Origin of the sequence: Pseudomonas sp. KBN10P06128 (assembly GCF_037574945.1) — a bacterium.
Taxonomy (GTDB): domain Bacteria; phylum Pseudomonadota; class Gammaproteobacteria; order Pseudomonadales; family Pseudomonadaceae; genus Pseudomonas; species Pseudomonas aeruginosa.
Genome location: NZ_JBBELR010000001.1, coordinates 5,268,732 through 5,284,389, shown reverse-complemented (window position 1 = coordinate 5,284,389; position 15,658 = coordinate 5,268,732). Strand labels below are relative to the sequence as shown.

Here is a 15,658-nt window from a genome sequence, read left to right as displayed (position 1 = left end):
GGTGGTCGCATGTTCGAATTTTCCCGCTCGTCGTCCGCCGAGGCCGAGAGGCCGGAACCCTTTTCGCAGGAAGGCCCCTCCCTCTGGAGCGCTTCGCTGAGGAGTTGGGACCTGTGTTTCGAGATGGACGAACAGGACCGCGTGATCCGGGTCGGTGGGCGGCAGGCGTATCGTCTGCAGTGCGTCCATGGGCGTGGCGAACAGCCGCGGCCTTTCGCCGAGTATCTGGAGCGGCGCGCCCCCGGTGCGCCGACGCTGGCCGGCCTGCGCCGGGGCGAACGTCTCGACCTGACGCTGCGCAGCGATGCCGCCGCGCCATTGACCTGTCGTTTCCAGCCGATGCAGCCGCTCGACGGCCTGGGACGCTCGCTGCTGCTGGGCATGGACATCTCCGACCTCAACTGGCAGTCCGACAGCCAGCAGCACCAGTTGCAGAGCCTGAGCCTGGGCAAGCTGATCCTTTCGCGTCTGCGCCATGTCTCCCACGGGCACCTGGCGGAGGCGGTCCAGGAGATTCTCGAATCGCTCTCCGGCGCGTTCCAGATGCAGGCTATCGCCCTGCTGCTGGGCGACGGCAAGGGCTTCTGCACGGTCTTCGCCAGTCATGTACGGCCTGGCAGCGACAGTTTGCTGCGACCGACCCTGCAACTCGCCGACGACGATCTGCGCGAAGGGGCGGGCGCGCGCTTGCTACGCCGTGGCGAAGGCGCCTCGACGCTGCTCCGGCAGATCGGCGAGGACGCGCTCTACCTGGTGCCGGCGGCCATGCGCGGTGGCCGCCTGGGGGCATTGCTGGTGCGGCCGATGTCGCTGGAGCAGCTCGCCCAGGGGCCCGCGCCGCAGGACTGGCAATACCTCGCGGAACTGCTGGCGAACCAGGTGGCGGACCGCTGCGAACTCCACGAGCAGCACGACAGTTCGCGCAAGCTGGGGCTGTTGCAGGAGATGATCGGCGGCGGCTGGTGGCGTTACTGGGCGGAGCAGGAACTCTTCGAACTGGCGCCGGCCTTGCACGACAGCCTGGGGTTGACCGGCGAGTATCGTCGGGTGCCGCTGGAACACCTGCAGGGCCTGCTGCAACCGGCGGACGCCGACGAACTCGGCCTGCGCCTGCGTGCCAGCCTGCGCAGCGGCCAGGCGTTGGCCCAGGACCTTTGCCTGCGTCAGCCGGATAGCCGCGGCGAGCGCCGCTGGCTGCGCATCGAGGGCCGGCCGCTGGGGCGCGGCAGCGCGCTGGGGCTGTCCGGCGTGCTGCTCGACATCAGCGAAGGCCGGCGCCAGGAGGAACGGGTACAGGCGGCCCACGCGCGGCTGCGCAGCCTGATCGACAGCGCGCCGGTGGTGATCTACGTCCAGCGGGTCGAGCAGGGGCACCTGGTGCCGGAGTTCTACAGCGAAAGCGCGAGCAACCTGCTCGGCCTCGACCTGCAGGGACAGAGTTGGCAGGCGCTCGCCGAACGGGTGCATCCGGATGATCTGGAGGCCTTTTTCGCCCGTGGCCGCGAGTTGCTTCGCGAGGGCCGGGTGAAGACCCGCTATCGCCTCGCCGATGGCCAGGGCAACTGGCACTGGCTCTACGACGAAGCCAAGCTGCTGCGCGATGCCCAGGGCCTGCCCAGCGAGGCGGTGGGCCTGTGGCTGGACGTGACCGAGCAGCACCTGGCGGCACAGCGTATCGCCGAGAGCGAGGAACGCTACCGGGTCCTGGTGGAGGATTCGCCGGCGCTGATCTGTCGCTATACCGCCGACCTGGTGCTGACCTACGTGAACCGGACCTTCGCCGATAGCCTCGCGACCAGCCCGGAGCGCCTGGTCGGTCGCCGGCTCGACGAGTGGCTGGCGGCGGAAGACGCCAGCGCCTTGCGCGCGCGTCTGCTGGGCTCGCCGCGGGAGGGCGCCAGCGAGGTGCCGGAGCTGCGCTTCAACCTGCCGGGGCAACGTTTTCTCTGGCTGGTGTGGGCCGAGCGGCCGTTGTTCGACGCCCGTGGCGAATTGTGCGAGGTACAGGCGGTGGGGCGCGACAACACGCCGGTGCGCCGGGCCCAGCAGCAACTGGCGCAAGGCGCCAAGATGGCCAGCCTGGGGGAGATGGTCAGCGGCCTCGCCCACGAGGTGAAGCAGCCGCTGCACGTGCTGCGCATGACCCTGTTCAACATGCGCCAGCGGATGAACAGCGTCGGCCTCGACGGCGACTACCTGGGCGAGAAACTGGAGCGCATGGATGCCCAGGTCCTGCGCGTCGACCGCCTGGTCAGCCACCTCGGCGTGTTCAGCCGCAAGTCGGCGCTGGAGGCGCTGCCGTTCGACCCCTATGCCGCCTTCGAAGGCGCCCTGGGCCTGCTCGGCGAGGGGCTGCGTCAGCACGCCATCGAGGTGGAGTGCCCGGCGCCGACGCAGCGGATGGTGGTGCGAGGGCAGGCGGACCAGTTGGAACAGGTGATCATCAACCTGCTCGCCAACGCCCGCGATGCCCTGCTTGGCAATCCCGGCCTGGCCAGCCGGCGTGTTCGCCTGGAGCAGGTGGCCTGCCGCGAACCGGGCTGGGTCGAATTGCACGTGCACGACAACGGCGGTGGGATCGAACCGCTCCTGCTGGAGCGGATATTCGAACCCTTCTTCACCACCAAGGCGGAGGGCAAGGGTACCGGCCTGGGTCTCTCGGTCAGCCACGATCTGGTGCGCAACATGGGCGGTAGCCTGACGGCGGCCAACCAGGGGGAGGGTGCGTTGTTCGTGGTTCGCTTGCCGCTGGCGGCGCCCGCCGAGGCGGGCGGATGACGTCGGTGGGAGCGCGGCAAAAAAGTGCCGGTGTCAATTCTTTCGCGCAAATCAAGAAGGACTTGAAACCGTATATGGGACAGTAGGTTAGCTCCTTTCGGGGCCGCTTAGAAGAAGAGCGGCGTTGTCGGCTAGGAGCGACATAGGAGCGTTGGGAGAGAAAGCCGCATCGCACTGTGTAGTGCTGGATTGCCGAGGAACGGCGGGCCTGTCGCATCATCATAGCCCAACAGGCTCGGCGGCATCCAGAATGAAGAACGCGCAGCCTGGGCTGCGCGTTCGATGGATGCCGTTGAATAGCATGCGGTGCAATCATGGCGGCTTCGGTGGTGTGCTGCGGGTCGCCGTGCCCTTCCTGAATCCTCGATCCCCCGCCATGAACGCTTCCAGCATATGCGGGATCAGCGTCGCCGCATCAACGGCCTCGCCATACGCCTGCGCGTGTAGCGCGGCGTAGCGGTCGAGGTCGACTTTCAAGCTGGTCGGGCAAACGAAAGTCAGCTTGGTGCTCTCGGTCTTCGGCAGCGGGCCGAGCCGCAGCTTCTTGGTCGTGCTCATCGTGAAGTCCCCCGGTTGAAGAACAGCGGCTGGTACGGCCGCAGCACCAGATCCCGGTTGACGATGATGCGAACCGGCAGGCCCGGCCGTTGCGTTAAGGTCGGCTGGATGTTGAGGTTGCGCCGGGTCATCTCCTGGCCGACCTGATTGATGCTGTCCTGCGCGCTGTCGCGCCCAGCGATGATGACGCGATCACCATCCTGCCGGTTCTCCGGCGCGGCCAGCTCGGCACCGACGCCCAGCAGCGTGGTGAGTGCCGCACCGGCAAAGATGCGGCCCCAGTGGTAGTCCACATCGTCCTCCAGCCCGGCATAGCCGGCTGGGTCGGTGCCGGCCAGGTTGTCGAGCGTGAGCGAAGACGTGTCCGGCAGGATGATCCGGTTCCAGACGACTTGAACGCGGCTCTGCCCGTAGCTGACCTGGCTGTTGTATTTGCCCAGGATGCGCGAACCCTGCGGAATCAGCAGGAAGCGCCCGGTGGCTGTGTCATAGACCGGCTCCGTCACCGTGGCGATCACGTCGCCGGGCAAGTCCGACTTGATGCCCGTCACCAAGGCACCTGCGACCACTGTTCCGGCCATAACCTGATACGGCGAAATTGGCAGAGTCAGATTGCCGGAATTACGGGTTTCAGTGGGGCCAGCTTTCATGAAAGCCTCTTTCTGGTCTTGCCGGTTTTGCACCGCTGTCGGGTCAGCAGGTTGGGCCGCCGTGGAGGCCGGCCCGGCCGCCAGCGGGTCAAACGCCGCATTGGCGGCGAAGCCCGGCGCAGCGGCCACCTGTGTCTGCGCTACCGGCGCCGCATTCTGCCCACCCGAGCGGAAGAACACGGACGAGGCCGCGGCCGCCTCGGCTTCTTTTCGCAGGGCATCGTTCGGGTCGTGACCGGGGGCCGCGTAGGCAGCCGTCGCCGGTTGCTGCGACTTCACGATAGCCGGGCCAAGATCGCCCGGCAGCGGTGGCCCTAGTTCGGGAACGGCAGGCAGCAACGCCGGCGGCAGCTTGGAATAGTCCGTCGGCAGCGCATCCAGTCCTTCCGACTTTGACACGCGATCGACGTTGTAAAGCTCGGTCTGCTCGCCTGTGCTGCGTCGATGAGGTTGCAGCGACCACATCAGCGCGCCGAGCACGGCGACCGCTAGGACGCCGGCAAGGATGGCCAGCGAGCGCCGGTTCAGGCGTGTGACTGGACGCGGCTGGGCGCGCAGCGCCACTGCCTCCGGCGCCACCTTGTCCGCCTGCGGCGCGGCAAGGTCGGGAGTGTCATCCTGGCTCATGGTCAGTTCCTCCGTGCAACACCATCGGTGCGCTCGATCCGCACCACGTCGCCGCCATCGCCGCCCAGCCGCAGTTCGGCCGCGCCGAACAGGCGATCCACGACGTAGTACGGCGAGCGAAAACGGTAGTTCACCAGTTGCCCGTCGCCCTGCGCGCCGATGACAAACAGCGGCGGCAGCTCGCCCTGGGCGATGCCCGGCGGGAACTGGATATAGACCTTCTCTCCATCATCGAAGGCGCGCAGAGGCTTCCACGGCGGGTTGCTGCCCGATACCGCGTAGCGGAAGCGGATCTTGTCCAGCGACAGGCCCGTATCGACAGGCGTTGTTGCCTGCGCTGCCTGCGCCTGGCGCTGCAACGCGAGCATTCGGTCTTTCGGATAGTCCCAGGACACCGACGCCATCCATGCCCTCTCGGTCGAGGTCAGCTCCAGCAGGTAGGTGCGCCGACTGGTGGTGATGACGAGATTGGTTTTCAGACCGGAGCGGATAGGCTTGACCAGCACATTGACGCGCAGATCGGCCCCGCCGCCGCTGGACGTGTCGCCCACGATCCAGCGCACGGTATCGCCGGCGGCGACCGTTACCAGTTCCTCGCCCGGTTGAAGCGAAACCACCGTCACGCGCCCCGGCGACGCATAGACCTGATAAAGCGCGCCATCGGTGAACGGCCACACCTGAATCGCGTTGACGTAGCCCTCACGGGTAGGCGCGATACGCGCTTCTGCATTGGCACGGGAAACGCGCACCTTTTCGTCGGCCGGCTCCGGCGCAACGGGGGCCTCATCGAGTTCCGGCAGGGGCTTCAACTGCGCCGGCAGCGCCAGCGGTTCAGGGACGGCGACGACTTCGACGGGCTTGGGCGGTTCGGGCAACGGCTGGGCCAGCACCGTCTCGTCGAGCGAGATGGATGGCGGCGGCTTCCCCTGCGAGGCGCAGCCCGCGAGGGCCAGCAGCGTCAAAGGAACAACGTAAAGGCGGAAACGAAGTTTCATGGTTTGGCTCCTTCGGAAGAATCCAGTTCGCGGCTCCATGACAGGCCGTTGACGTAGATACCCAATGGGTTCTTGAGCAGGCGCTGTTCAGTACGCGGGGTTTGCAGGACGGTCGAAAGCACGGCGTTCCAGCGTTCGGTGCCGGCGGGCGCACCGTTGACATAGCGCTGCTCTGTCCAGCGCACGTTGAAAGACGTGTCGCTCGCGCGAACCACGCTGGTGATTTGCACCGTTACCGATTCCTTGCCGATGCGGGCGAATGGGTCATTGGTGCGGGCGTAGTCGTTGAGCACCGCCGCGCCCTTGTCGGTGGTGTAGTCGTAGGCATCGAGCCAGTTCTGCCGCACCACGATGGGGTCGATGGACAGCGAGCGAACCAGCGTCACGAAGCGCGCCAGGTGGTGCGCGATCTGCGCGTCGCCGGGCCGGTACGGCGTGGCGGCCTCTCCCACGGCGCGCACCTGCCCGGCTTGATCGACCTCGATGACATAGGGCGTCACGATGGACTGCGCCGAGCGCCACACCAGGCCGCCGGCCATCAACAGCGCGAGCACTAGGCAGCCGAAGGCCATCAGGCGCCAATTCTTCGCCTGCACGCGGGCGGAGCCGATACGGTCGTCCCACACCTGGGCGGCGGCTTGATACGGGGTGGCAGGCTGCGGCGTATCGGCGTAGCGCACCTGCGGTCGTTTGAATCGCATGGGTGTTCTCCTTGAAGGTTAGGTATCGGAATCCCGCAGGCTCGGGCCTTGCCCGGAGCCGCCGCCGTCGCCGCCGCGCAGCGTGTGGGCGGCAGTGGTCGCGGCATGGGTAGCCTGCTGGCGGCGGTGCATCCGCTTGGCCCAGGCCGGTTGCTGTTGCTTCTGCGAGCCTGCGGTGCCGTCTGCGGTCTGGCCGGGGCCAGCACCGTCGCTGCCGGCTTCTGTGCCGTTCCAGCCAGCGCGGAAGGAGTCGGCCACCTTCTGCCCAACAGCGGAAGCACCAGAGGTGACGCTGCGGCCTGCGGCTTGTGCGCCAGTCTTGGCGACATTGCCGAGGCCAGCCGCCGCGCCCTTGGCACCGCCGCCGGCCGCAGCGGAACCGGCCTGGAACGCCGATCGGGCACTGCCGGCCGCCGAAGTCGCGGCACGCGCACCGGCACCGGCCAGCTTTGCGGCCGCCGGGGCCATTCGTGCCCCGGCCATGACGGCGCCGCCCACGCCCGTTACGGCGGCGCCGATGGCAACGCCGGTGCCGACAGCCCCGACCGCAGCACCAGCCATCGCGCCCGCACCAAGCTGTGGCGCACCGGACACCAGGCCGGTGGCGATACCGGGGCCGAAAATGCCCAGCGCCAGCAGCGCGAGCGAGGCCAGCATCACGACCAGCGCGTGGTCGATGGATGGTTCGTCGGGATGCACCTGGAACTCGGCGAACAGGCCTGAACCGATGCCGACGATGACGGCCAGCACCAAGACCTTGATGCCTGACGACACCACGTTGCCTAGCACCTTTTCCGCGAGGAACGAGGTCTTGTTCCAGAGTGCAAACGGGATCAAGACGAAGCCGGCGAGCGTAGTCAGTTTGAACTCGATCAGCGTGATGAAAAGCTGTACGGCCAGCACGAAGAAGCAGAGGATCACCACCAGCCAGGCGATGAACAGAACCACGATAGGGTCGATGTTCACGAACACCTCGGGGAACCCAGCCATGTCCCCGATCTGTTCCAGAATCGGCGCGGCTGCGTCGATGCCGGTCTTCGCCAGCCGGCCCGGCTGAAGGAAGTTCTCCATCGTGATGGCCGAGCCGGTAGCGGTAATTCCCAAGCCGGCGAACGAGCGGAACACGATGCTCGCCAGCCAGTTGAAGTTGCCGATGATGTAGGCGAACGCGCCGACACAGAGCACCTTGCGCAGCAGCTTGGCGATCACGTCGTCGCCCTGGCCGGTGGCGTGGCTCATGGCCCAATACAGGCCAGCGATCGTCATGTCGATGACGATGAGCGTGGCGGTGAGAAATGCCACTTCGCCCTGCAATAAGCCGAAGCCCGAGTCGATGTAGCGCGAGAACGTATCGAGGAAACGGTCGATGATGGTCACGTCGTTCATGGCGAATCCTCGGGCGGAGTGAGCGGAACGGCGCCCTCTGGCAATTCATCTGCGGGCGTATCGAAGCTCGGCGGAATCGGCGGGAGTTCAGCCAGCGAGTTGTATTCATCCGGCCCGGTATGGCCGGCGAAGAAGCGCCGCCGGAAGGCTTCAGCGGCGGCGCGGCAGGCATCCTCGCCCACGGCCTGCCGGTCGGCCGCGCATTGCCCGCGCAACGCCTTGAGCCGCACCGGATCTGCGGCCAGGGCGTCGGCCAGGTTCTCGGCCGGCTGCTGGCCGCACGCGGTCAGCAGCACGGCCATCAGGACGGAAGCGCATCGCATGGCCGCCTCCGGTCAGTTGTTATAGAAGTTGACGGACTGCGGCGTGTACGGCGTGCCGGTGCCCAGAAAGCGCCGCCGCACTTCGCGGGCGCGCTCCATAGCCGCCGCTTGCCGCGCCAGTTCCAGTGAAGCGGCCCGGTCTTGCGTGATCTGGAGCTGCTGCGCCTGGATCGACTGCTTGGCCTGCAAAGCCAGGAGCTGGTTCGTCGCCTGCATCGCTTGCAGCGCGCCGGTGGCCGACTGGCTCTGGCTCACGAGATCGGCCAGCGCGCTTTCGTCTTGGGCGAGGTTCTGCGACACCTGCGCCTGCATCCGCATCGCGGTGTGCAAGCCGTTCAAGGTGTTCTGCCAGCGTTCGCGGGCGTCCTGTGCCATGCGGTCGCCGCTGATGGTGGCGGCGTACTGTTCCGGGTACAGGCGGGCGAACGTGGCATCCATGCTCTGCACGTCGTAGGCCAAGCCGCGCGCCTCGGCGATCAGGCGCTCGGTGGTGGCGAGCGTCGAGCGCAGGCGGTTGACGATGTTGAAGTCGAGATTTGCCAGGTTCCTGGCCTGGTTCATCAACATCTGCGCCTCGTTCTGAAGCTGGTTGATCTGGTTGTTGATCTGTTCCAGCGTGCGCACGGCGGTCAGCGTGTTCTGCACGAAGTTGGACGGGTCGAACACCGTCAGCGCGGATGCGGGCTGCACGGCCAGCAGCGATACCGACAGCACGGCAGCGAGTGAGACAGAGAGCAAACGGGGCTTGGTCTTCATGGTGAAACCTCCAGCGGTTGAGAAGCGAGAAAGGAAGCTGCCGCCGGAGCGGACGGCAGCAGGTCGGCGGCCCAGCCGAGGCCGCGATGGCGCAGCCACGCGCCGGCGAAGCCGGGAGCGCCGGCCTGCGTCAGCACGCGGTCAATATCGCGTTGGTCTTGAGGGGTGGATGCGCCCGCGAATGCGAGCGCGACAGGCCCCAGGTCGAGGTCGAACAGGCGATTGCCGAGGCGCGACTGGTAGTAGTAATCGCGCTTGGGCTGTGCGGTCGCCACGATCTCAATCTGGCGGCTGTTCAAGCCGAAGCCTTCGTAGATCGTGCGAATCTGCGGCTCGGTGGCCTGCGGGTTAGGTAAGAAGATCCTGCTCGCGCAGCTTTCGATGATGGCTGGCGCGATGGTCGAGTCCTTGATGTCGGCCAGCGACTGCGTGGCAAAGATGACGCTGACGTTCTTTTTTCTGAGCGTCTTGAGCCATTGCCGGATGCGGGCCGCGAAGGACGGCTCATCGAGGAACAGCCACGCTTCATCGAGGATCAGCAGCGTGGGCGCGCCGTCAAAACGTTCGTCGAAGCGGGCGAACAGGTAGCGCAGCACTGCTTGCACGGCGGCGGGGCTGTGCATCAGTTCTTCCATCTCAAAGCCCTGCACGTCGGCCATGCCCAGCCGGTCGTGGTCAGCGTCCAGCAGCTTGCCGTGGGCGCCGCCCAACACATAGGGCGCGAGCGCTTGGCGCAGCGCGTTGGACTGCAATAACACCGACAAGCCGGTCATGGTGCGCTGCTCCACTGGCGCACCGGCAAGGCTTCGCAGCGCCGACCAAATGGCAGCCTTCTCGTCCGGGCCGACCGTCACGCCTTCGTGCAGCAGCCGGCCCTCCACCCATTCGGCGGCCCAGGTGCGGTAGCCCTCGTGGGCTATTCGCGCGAGTGGCTGGAAGGCGATGCCGCCATCGGCACCGAGGTCGTAGTGCTCACCGCCAAGGCCGAGGATGGTGGCGCGCATCGAGCGCCCCATGTCGAAGGCGAAGATCCGCGAGCCGAAGTAGCGCCGGAACTGCATGGCCAATATGGCGAGCAGCACCGACTTGCCCATGCCGGTCGGCCCGGCGACAAGGGTGTGCCCCACGTCGCCGATGTGCGTCACCAGCCGGAACGGCGTCGCGCCATCGGTGCGGGTGACGATCAGCGGCGGGCCATCGAGGTGTTCGTTCTTCTCCGGCCCAGCCCATACCGCTGACATCGGCATCATGTGCGCCAGGTTCAGCGTCGAAACGATGGGCTGACGCACGTTCGCGTATGCGTTGCCGGGGACGGACGACAGCCAGGCATCGACTGCGTTGAGGGTTTCGGGGATGGTCACGAAACCCCGGCCCTGGATGACGCGCTCCACCATGCGCAGCTTCTCGTCGGCCACGGCCGGGTCGGCGTCGAGCACCGTCACCGTGGCGGTGAGGTAGCCGAAGGCGACTTGATCGCTGCCCAGCTCCTGCAAGGCGGCATCGGCGTCGGCGGCCTTGTTGCTGGCATCGGTATCGACCAGCGGGCTTTCCTGCTGAAAGATCGTTTCGCGCAGCAGCGCGATGACGTTCTTGCGCTTGGCGAACCATTGGCGCCGCAAGCGCCCCAATTCCCGTTCCGCCTCGGCTTTGTCCAGGCACAGGAAGCGCGTACTCCAGCGATACGCAAAGCCCAGGCGGTTGAGGTCGTCCAAGATCCCCGGCCAGGTCGAGGTCGGGAAGCCTCGTACCGACACCACGCGCAGGTGCTGATCGCCCAGCATGGGCGCCAGGCCGCCGACCAGCGCGGCATCGGCCAGCAGTGCGTCGATATGGAACGGCACGTCGGGCACGCCGACGCGATAGCGCCGCGTGGAGACTGTGGCATGCAGGTAGGTCAGCGTCTGGCTATCGTCCAGCCAGGCAATCTCCGGCATCACACCATCGAGCAGGTCGAACACGCGATCGGTCTCTGCCACGAAGGAATCAAGCCGACCACGCCAGTCCACACCCTCAGTGGGCCGGTTCTCGTACAGCATCCCAGCCGCACGGGCGCGAGACTCTTGCGGCGGTAGGTGTTGCAACGTGAAGTGATAGACGCTCTCGAAATGGCCATCCGACTCCTCGAACGCCGCGCGTCGCTCCTCATCCACCAGCCAGGACAGTGGTTCGGGAAAGGAGGATTGCGGATAGCTCGATGCCCGCATCCGCTCGGCCTCGATATAGAAGGCCCAGCCAGACCCGGTACGGCGAAGCGCGTTGTTCTGCCGCGCCGACGTGGCAATCAGCTCGCCCTGTGTCGCACTGTCCAAGTCGGGGCCGCGAAACTGGAACGTGCGTTGAAACGAACCATCTTTGTTCAGCACAACGCCCGGCGCGACCAGCCCGGCCCAGGGCAGCCAGTCGGCAAGCAAGGCCGGGCGCTGACGATATTCGGCAAGGTTCAGCATGGCGTCCTCCCCTCACACGTCCAGAAGCGGGCGGTGTTTGATATGCCGCGCGAAGACCTGCATGAACTGCGGATCGACGCGCGCACCCCATACGGCCAGCGAGTGGCCGACGATCCAGAGCACCACGCCGGGAATCCACAGTTGCAGGCCCAGCCCGACGGCGGCGGCTAGCGTGCCGTTGGCAATCGCCACGGTGCGCGGCGCACCGCCCAGCAGGATCGGCTCGGTCAGCGAGCGATGCAGCGGCACTTCAAAGCCCGGAAGATCGGTGGCCTTACTCATACGACGGCCCCTCCGGAGAAGCTGAAGAACGACAGGAAGAACGAGGACGCGGCGAACGCGATGGACAGGCCGAACACGATCTGGATCAGCTTGCGAAAGCCGCCGCTGGTATCACCGAACGCCAGCGCAAGCCCCGTCGAGATGATGATGATCACCGCCACGATCCGGGCGACTGGCCCTTGGATGGATTCGAGGATGGAGGTCAGCGGCCCTTCCCACGGCATCGAGGAACCGGCGGCCTGCGCCGTGCCCGCCAGCAACAGCATCAGCGCGGCCAGCAGCAGCCCTTGCCCTGCGGGACGGGCCAGGTGGCGCAGCCGCGCCATGCTGGACAGGCGAGAAATAGGATTTACGGAAAGACGGAAAGCATCAACGTGCGTCATGGCAGTTCTCCAGGTTGGTCAGGGGTCGAGGAAGGCGCAGCGGCAGCGGCTGCAAGAGGAACCGGCGGCAGCTCGGGAAACGGCGTTTCCAGCGCATCTGTCAGGCGATAGCCCGCACCGTCGAAGCCGACGACACGGGAGATGGTTTCGACGTGACGTTTGCGGCCACGGCCTGCGATGTGAATCACCACGTTGACCGCCTCGGCGATCAGGGCGCGGGGCGGATTCACTGCCACTTCGAGGATCAGTTGCTCCAGACGCAGCAGTGCGCCCAAGGCGGAGCCGGCATGGATGGTGGCAATGCCGCCGGGGTGGCCGGTGCCCCAGACCTTCACCAAGTCCAGGGCTTCGCCGCCACGCACTTCGCCGACGATCACGCGGTCAGGCCGCAGGCGCATCGTGGCCCGCACCAGCTCGGTCATTGTGACGACGCCGGCGCGGGTGCGCAGCGGCACATGGTCGCGGGCCGCGCATTGCAGCTCGATGGTGTCTTCGAGCACCAGCACGCGGTCGCCTGTGGCGGCGATCTCGGCCAGCAGCGCGTTCGCCAGCGTGGTCTTGCCGGTGCTGGTGCCGCCGGCGATCAGGATGTTCTGCCGCTCGCGCACGGCGCGGCGCAGGAACTCGGCCTGCCCGGCGGTCAGGATGCCGTCGGCCACGTAGCGATCCAGGCCGATGATGCTCACGGCCCGCTTGCGTAGCGCGAAGGCTGGCCCCGGGGCGGCCGGAGGCAGGATGCCCTCGAAACGCTCGCCGGTTTCCGGCAACTCGGCGGTCAAGAGCGGCTGGCCGCGATGCACCTCCGCGCCGACATGCGCGGCGACCAGGCGGATGATGCGTTCACCATCGGCCTCGGGCATCTCCACGCCCAGCGGCGAGCGACCCGACGACAGCCGATCCACCCACAGGGTGCGATCGGGGTTGAGCATGATTTCCACAACATCCGGATCTTCGAGCGCAGCGGCGATCAGCGGCCCCATCGCCGTGCGCAGCATCTGGATGCGGCGATCCTGGGACGCCGCGGCGGATGAGCGAGATTCAGGCGGAATCTGCGGAACGGCACTCATGACGCACGCTCTGCAGCTCGCTCATCGGCGGACGCCATCGCTGCTGCGTCATCCATCCGCATCGGATCGGGGTGCAGTTCCTCCACCACGTCGCGCACCAGACTGCGGCCACGCAGCAGGTGGCGACCCAACTGCTCGACGAACTGCTCGAAGCGCGCTTTGCCCTGGGCGCGGGCCGCGTCCTTGTGGGCTTCTGGCACCGGCGTGCTGATGGTCAAGAAATAGCGGATGAACAGCGCCAGCGTTTCGATCTGGATGTTCTGGTCGCGCTCCATGCGTTCGGTCTGCCGCGACAGTCGATCCAGCCGCTTGGCAATGGCGGCCTCACGCTGGTCGCCCGCATCGGGTGACAGCCAGGACGCCAAGGCCGCTGCGACGATGGAGGACTTGGACACGCCTTTCTTGGCGGCAAGTTCATCCAGGCGCTTGGCGTGCTCGGGCTGGATGAAAAGATTGAGGCGGTATTGGCTCATAGGTCGATTCCGTCGTTGGGGTCGAGAGAAGCCAGCCGGGCCGTGCGCTGCATGGCCGGGTCGAGCTGGCCGGGAAGCGGGAGCGCCAGGTCGTCGTCATCGAGCAGCTCCAGGTCGTTCGCACACGCGTCCAACTCGGGCTCGTAGGCGACGGTTTCGGAGAGTTCGAGCTGGCGGCGCGGGCCGCCGTCATCGGTGCCGCCCGGACCATCGGCGGATACCGAGGTCGGCGCCGTAGGTACGGCCGGGATCGCCAAGCCGCTCCAGTCGTCGGGGCGGGCTGGCGGCGCGTCGGCGTACCTCCCGACTGCGAGCACGGGCGGTGGCAGGACGCGATCCTTGAAATTGGCGTCGACGTAGTAACGCAGCTTCTTCGCGCGGATCGGGGCAACGCTGGACACCATGACTACGGCGTCCTCAGGTGGAAGCTGCATCACCTCGCCGGGCGTCAGCAGCGGACGTGCAGTTTCCTGACGCGACACCATCAGGTGCCCCAGCCACGGAGCGAGGCGGTGGCCCGCGTAGTTGCGCTGCGCGCGAAGCTCGGTGGCGGTGCCGAGGGTTTCGGAAATCCTTTTCGCCGTCCTTTCGTCGTTGGTGGCGAAAGTCACCCGGACATGGCAGTTGTCGAGGATGGAATGGTTCTGCCCATACGCCTTGTCGATCTGGTTCAGGCTTTGAGCGATGAGAAAGCTGCGGATGCCGTAGCCGGCCATGAAGGCAAGCGCGGACTCGAAAAAATCGAGGCGACCCAGCGCCGGAAACTCGTCCAGCATCAGCAGCAGCTTGTGCCGGCGCGCGATGCCATCGCTGCCGTCGAGCGATTCGGTCAGCCGCCGCCCGATCTGGTTCAAGATGAGCCGGATCAGCGGCTTGGTGCGGCTTATGTCGGAGGGCGGCACCACCAGATAGAGCGATACCGGGTGCTCGGCGGAAATCAGGTCGGCGATGCGCCAATCGCAGCGCGATGTGACTTCGGCCACGGTCGGGTCGCGGTACAGGCCGAGAAACGACATGGCGGTGGAGAGCACGCCCGATCGCTCGTTGTCCGACTTGTTGAGCACTTCGCGGGCAGCGGATGCGACAACCGGGTGAGGCGCATCGCCCAGGTGCTTCGTCGTCATCATCCGGTGCAGCGTCAGCTCGAACGGACACGCCGGGTCGCTGAGGAAGTTGGCGACGCCGCGCAGCGTCTTGTCCTCGCCTGCGTACAGAACATGCAAGATTGCACCGACCAGTAGCGCGTGGCTGGTCTTCTCCCAATGATTGCGCTTCTCTAACGCACCTTCAGGGTCAACCAGAATGTCGGCGATGTTCTGCACGTCGCGCACTTCATGTGCGCCGCGCCGGACTTCAAGCAGCGGGTTGTAGGCGGCCGACTGCCTATCGGTGGGGTTGAAAAGCAGGCAGTGCGAAAAGCGCGAACGCCAGCCCGCCGTGATCTTCCAGTTCTCTCCCTTAATGTCGTGAATGACGGCGGACGCCGGCCACGAAAGCAACGTAGGCACCACCAAGCCCACGCCCTTGCCCGAGCGCGTGGGTGCGAAGCTCAGGACATGTTCCGGCCCCTCATGTCGGAGGTATTGGTCGTCGTGTTGGCCGAGGAAGACGCCCGCCGGGAGGGTCAGTCCAGCTTTGCGGATGTCGACGGCATCGGCCCAGCGTGCCGAACCATAAGTCGTAACCAGCCGCGACTGCCGAGAACGCCATACCGACATGGCGATGGCGACGAGTAAAGCGAACAAACCGCTACCACCCGCAATCGCACCGCCTGTGTCGAAGACGTGCGGCGCGTAGGCATCAAAGAAGAACCACCATTCGAACAAGCGCCACGGGTGATAAACCGGTACACCTAGAAGATCGAACCAGGGCGATCCGAGGCGTACTTGATAGCCAAGGGTCGCTGCTGTCCATTGTGTGGCGCCCCAGACGCCGGCGATCACGATGCCGATTACCACAGCGATCTGGCCGAACAGAACGTTCGTCCCTTGCATGACCTGTCCTCCGATTTCTCCTGCGCTGGTGTCTCATTGAAAGCGTTGCACAGGGGGTGTCGCAGGCGTCAGGATCGGTTCTGGGCTAGTGCCGGTCAAAGACCGTTCGCAGCACAATGGTCGAGGGAAAAGAAAGAATGAGCGCGGTGGCGAGTCAAAGAAAAGCGCCGCAAGCGAAAGCGCACTGCGGCGCATACAGAGTTCCAAGCAAGTTACCCAAAAAAAGCCGTCAATGGGC

Annotated in this window: 14 protein-coding genes; 1 reads left to right on the top strand and 13 read right to left on the bottom strand. The window is 66.2% G+C overall.

Going from position 1 to position 15,658, the window contains the following annotated elements; all coding sequences use genetic code 11:
* The first annotated feature begins 9 nt into the window (after window positions 1-9).
* Window positions 10-2,778, top strand: coding sequence for a two-component system sensor histidine kinase PprA (gene pprA / locus VQ065_RS24680; RefSeq protein WP_003093823.1), 2,769 nt, complete (start codon window positions 10-12; stop codon window positions 2,776-2,778).
* A gap of 312 nt (window positions 2,779-3,090) precedes the next feature.
* On the opposite strand, the gene VQ065_RS24675 is transcribed toward pprA, so the two are convergent.
* The 13 genes from VQ065_RS24675 to VQ065_RS24615 are packed head-to-tail and all read right to left on the bottom strand — an operon-like array spanning window position 3,091 to window position 15,420.
* Window positions 3,091-3,336 carry a DUF2274 domain-containing protein gene (locus VQ065_RS24675; protein WP_000108283.1) on the bottom strand — a complete coding sequence of 82 codons (246 nt, stop codon included), beginning with the start codon at window positions 3,334-3,336 and terminating at the stop codon, window positions 3,091-3,093.
* The gene (locus VQ065_RS24670; RefSeq protein ID WP_003092274.1) at window positions 3,333-4,613 is read right to left on the bottom strand and encodes a TrbI/VirB10 family protein; all 1,281 of its coding nucleotides are present in this window, start codon (window positions 4,611-4,613) and stop codon (window positions 3,333-3,335) included. The genes VQ065_RS24675 and VQ065_RS24670 overlap by 4 nt, the downstream gene beginning before the upstream one ends.
* 2 nt (window positions 4,614-4,615) lie before the next feature.
* On the bottom strand, window positions 4,616-5,608 hold the full coding sequence (gene trbG / locus VQ065_RS24665) for a P-type conjugative transfer protein TrbG (protein ID WP_000776560.1): 993 nt from the start codon (window positions 5,606-5,608) through the stop codon (window positions 4,616-4,618).
* Complete coding sequence (trbF, locus tag VQ065_RS24660; RefSeq protein WP_001211312.1) at window positions 5,605-6,309, bottom strand: conjugal transfer protein TrbF; 705 nt, start codon at window positions 6,307-6,309, stop codon at window positions 5,605-5,607. Before trbF ends, trbG begins: the two co-directional genes overlap by 4 nt.
* An 18-nt stretch (window positions 6,310-6,327) precedes the next feature.
* On the bottom strand, window positions 6,328-7,695 hold the full coding sequence (trbL, locus tag VQ065_RS24655; protein WP_023093366.1) for a P-type conjugative transfer protein TrbL: 1,368 nt from the start codon (window positions 7,693-7,695) through the stop codon (window positions 6,328-6,330).
* Entirely contained in the window at window positions 7,692-8,018 is a 327-nt protein-coding gene (locus VQ065_RS24650; RefSeq protein WP_014603538.1) for a hypothetical protein, read from the bottom strand. Before VQ065_RS24650 ends, trbL begins: the two co-directional genes overlap by 4 nt.
* Before the next feature lie 12 nt (window positions 8,019-8,030).
* On the bottom strand, window positions 8,031-8,774 hold the full coding sequence (gene trbJ, locus VQ065_RS24645) for a P-type conjugative transfer protein TrbJ (RefSeq protein ID WP_003092277.1): 744 nt from the start codon (window positions 8,772-8,774) through the stop codon (window positions 8,031-8,033).
* A complete protein-coding gene (trbE, locus tag VQ065_RS24640) occupies window positions 8,771-11,221 on the bottom strand; it encodes a conjugal transfer protein TrbE (protein ID WP_000933135.1) in 2,451 nt (816 codons plus the stop codon). Before trbE ends, trbJ begins: the two co-directional genes overlap by 4 nt.
* 12 nt (window positions 11,222-11,233) lie before the next feature.
* The gene (locus tag VQ065_RS24635; protein WP_003092280.1) at window positions 11,234-11,503 is read right to left on the bottom strand and encodes a VirB3 family type IV secretion system protein; all 270 of its coding nucleotides are present in this window, start codon (window positions 11,501-11,503) and stop codon (window positions 11,234-11,236) included.
* Window positions 11,500-11,886: a TrbC/VirB2 family protein gene (locus tag VQ065_RS24630; protein ID WP_000150010.1), complete on the bottom strand. Its 387-nt coding sequence runs from the start codon at window positions 11,884-11,886 to the stop codon at window positions 11,500-11,502. The genes VQ065_RS24635 and VQ065_RS24630 overlap by 4 nt, the downstream gene beginning before the upstream one ends.
* Window positions 11,883-12,953 (bottom strand): P-type conjugative transfer ATPase TrbB, encoded by a 1,071-nt coding sequence (gene trbB / locus VQ065_RS24625; RefSeq protein WP_023093367.1) that lies wholly within the window; start codon window positions 12,951-12,953, stop codon window positions 11,883-11,885. Before trbB ends, VQ065_RS24630 begins: the two co-directional genes overlap by 4 nt.
* On the bottom strand, window positions 12,950-13,426 hold the full coding sequence (locus VQ065_RS24620) for a ribbon-helix-helix protein, CopG family (RefSeq protein ID WP_000085131.1): 477 nt from the start codon (window positions 13,424-13,426) through the stop codon (window positions 12,950-12,952). The genes trbB and VQ065_RS24620 overlap by 4 nt, the downstream gene beginning before the upstream one ends.
* Window positions 13,423-15,420, bottom strand: coding sequence for a conjugal transfer protein TraG (locus tag VQ065_RS24615; RefSeq protein WP_001163195.1), 1,998 nt, complete (start codon window positions 15,418-15,420; stop codon window positions 13,423-13,425). The genes VQ065_RS24620 and VQ065_RS24615 overlap by 4 nt, the downstream gene beginning before the upstream one ends.
* Window positions 15,421-15,658 lie beyond the last annotated feature (238 nt).

Coding starts and splice junctions, on each gene's coding strand:
- pprA (WP_003093823.1), top strand. CDS start 10: ATGTTCGAATTTTCCCGCTCGTCGTCCGCCGAGGCCGAGAGGCCGGAA.
- VQ065_RS24675 (WP_000108283.1), bottom strand. CDS start 3,336: ATGAGCACGACCAAGAAGCTGCGGCTCGGCCCGCTGCCGAAGACCGAG.
- VQ065_RS24670 (WP_003092274.1), bottom strand. CDS start 4,613: ATGAGCCAGGATGACACTCCCGACCTTGCCGCGCCGCAGGCGGACAAG.
- trbG (WP_000776560.1), bottom strand. CDS start 5,608: ATGAAACTTCGTTTCCGCCTTTACGTTGTTCCTTTGACGCTGCTGGCC.
- trbF (WP_001211312.1), bottom strand. CDS start 6,309: ATGCGATTCAAACGACCGCAGGTGCGCTACGCCGATACGCCGCAGCCT.
- trbL (WP_023093366.1), bottom strand. CDS start 7,695: ATGAACGACGTGACCATCATCGACCGTTTCCTCGATACGTTCTCGCGC.
- VQ065_RS24650 (WP_014603538.1), bottom strand. CDS start 8,018: ATGCGATGCGCTTCCGTCCTGATGGCCGTGCTGCTGACCGCGTGCGGC.
- trbJ (WP_003092277.1), bottom strand. CDS start 8,774: ATGAAGACCAAGCCCCGTTTGCTCTCTGTCTCACTCGCTGCCGTGCTG.
- trbE (WP_000933135.1), bottom strand. CDS start 11,221: ATGCTGAACCTTGCCGAATATCGTCAGCGCCCGGCCTTGCTTGCCGAC.
- VQ065_RS24635 (WP_003092280.1), bottom strand. CDS start 11,503: ATGAGTAAGGCCACCGATCTTCCGGGCTTTGAAGTGCCGCTGCATCGC.
- VQ065_RS24630 (WP_000150010.1), bottom strand. CDS start 11,886: ATGACGCACGTTGATGCTTTCCGTCTTTCCGTAAATCCTATTTCTCGC.
- trbB (WP_023093367.1), bottom strand. CDS start 12,953: ATGAGTGCCGTTCCGCAGATTCCGCCTGAATCTCGCTCATCCGCCGCG.
- VQ065_RS24620 (WP_000085131.1), bottom strand. CDS start 13,426: ATGAGCCAATACCGCCTCAATCTTTTCATCCAGCCCGAGCACGCCAAG.
- VQ065_RS24615 (WP_001163195.1), bottom strand. CDS start 15,420: ATGCAAGGGACGAACGTTCTGTTCGGCCAGATCGCTGTGGTAATCGGC.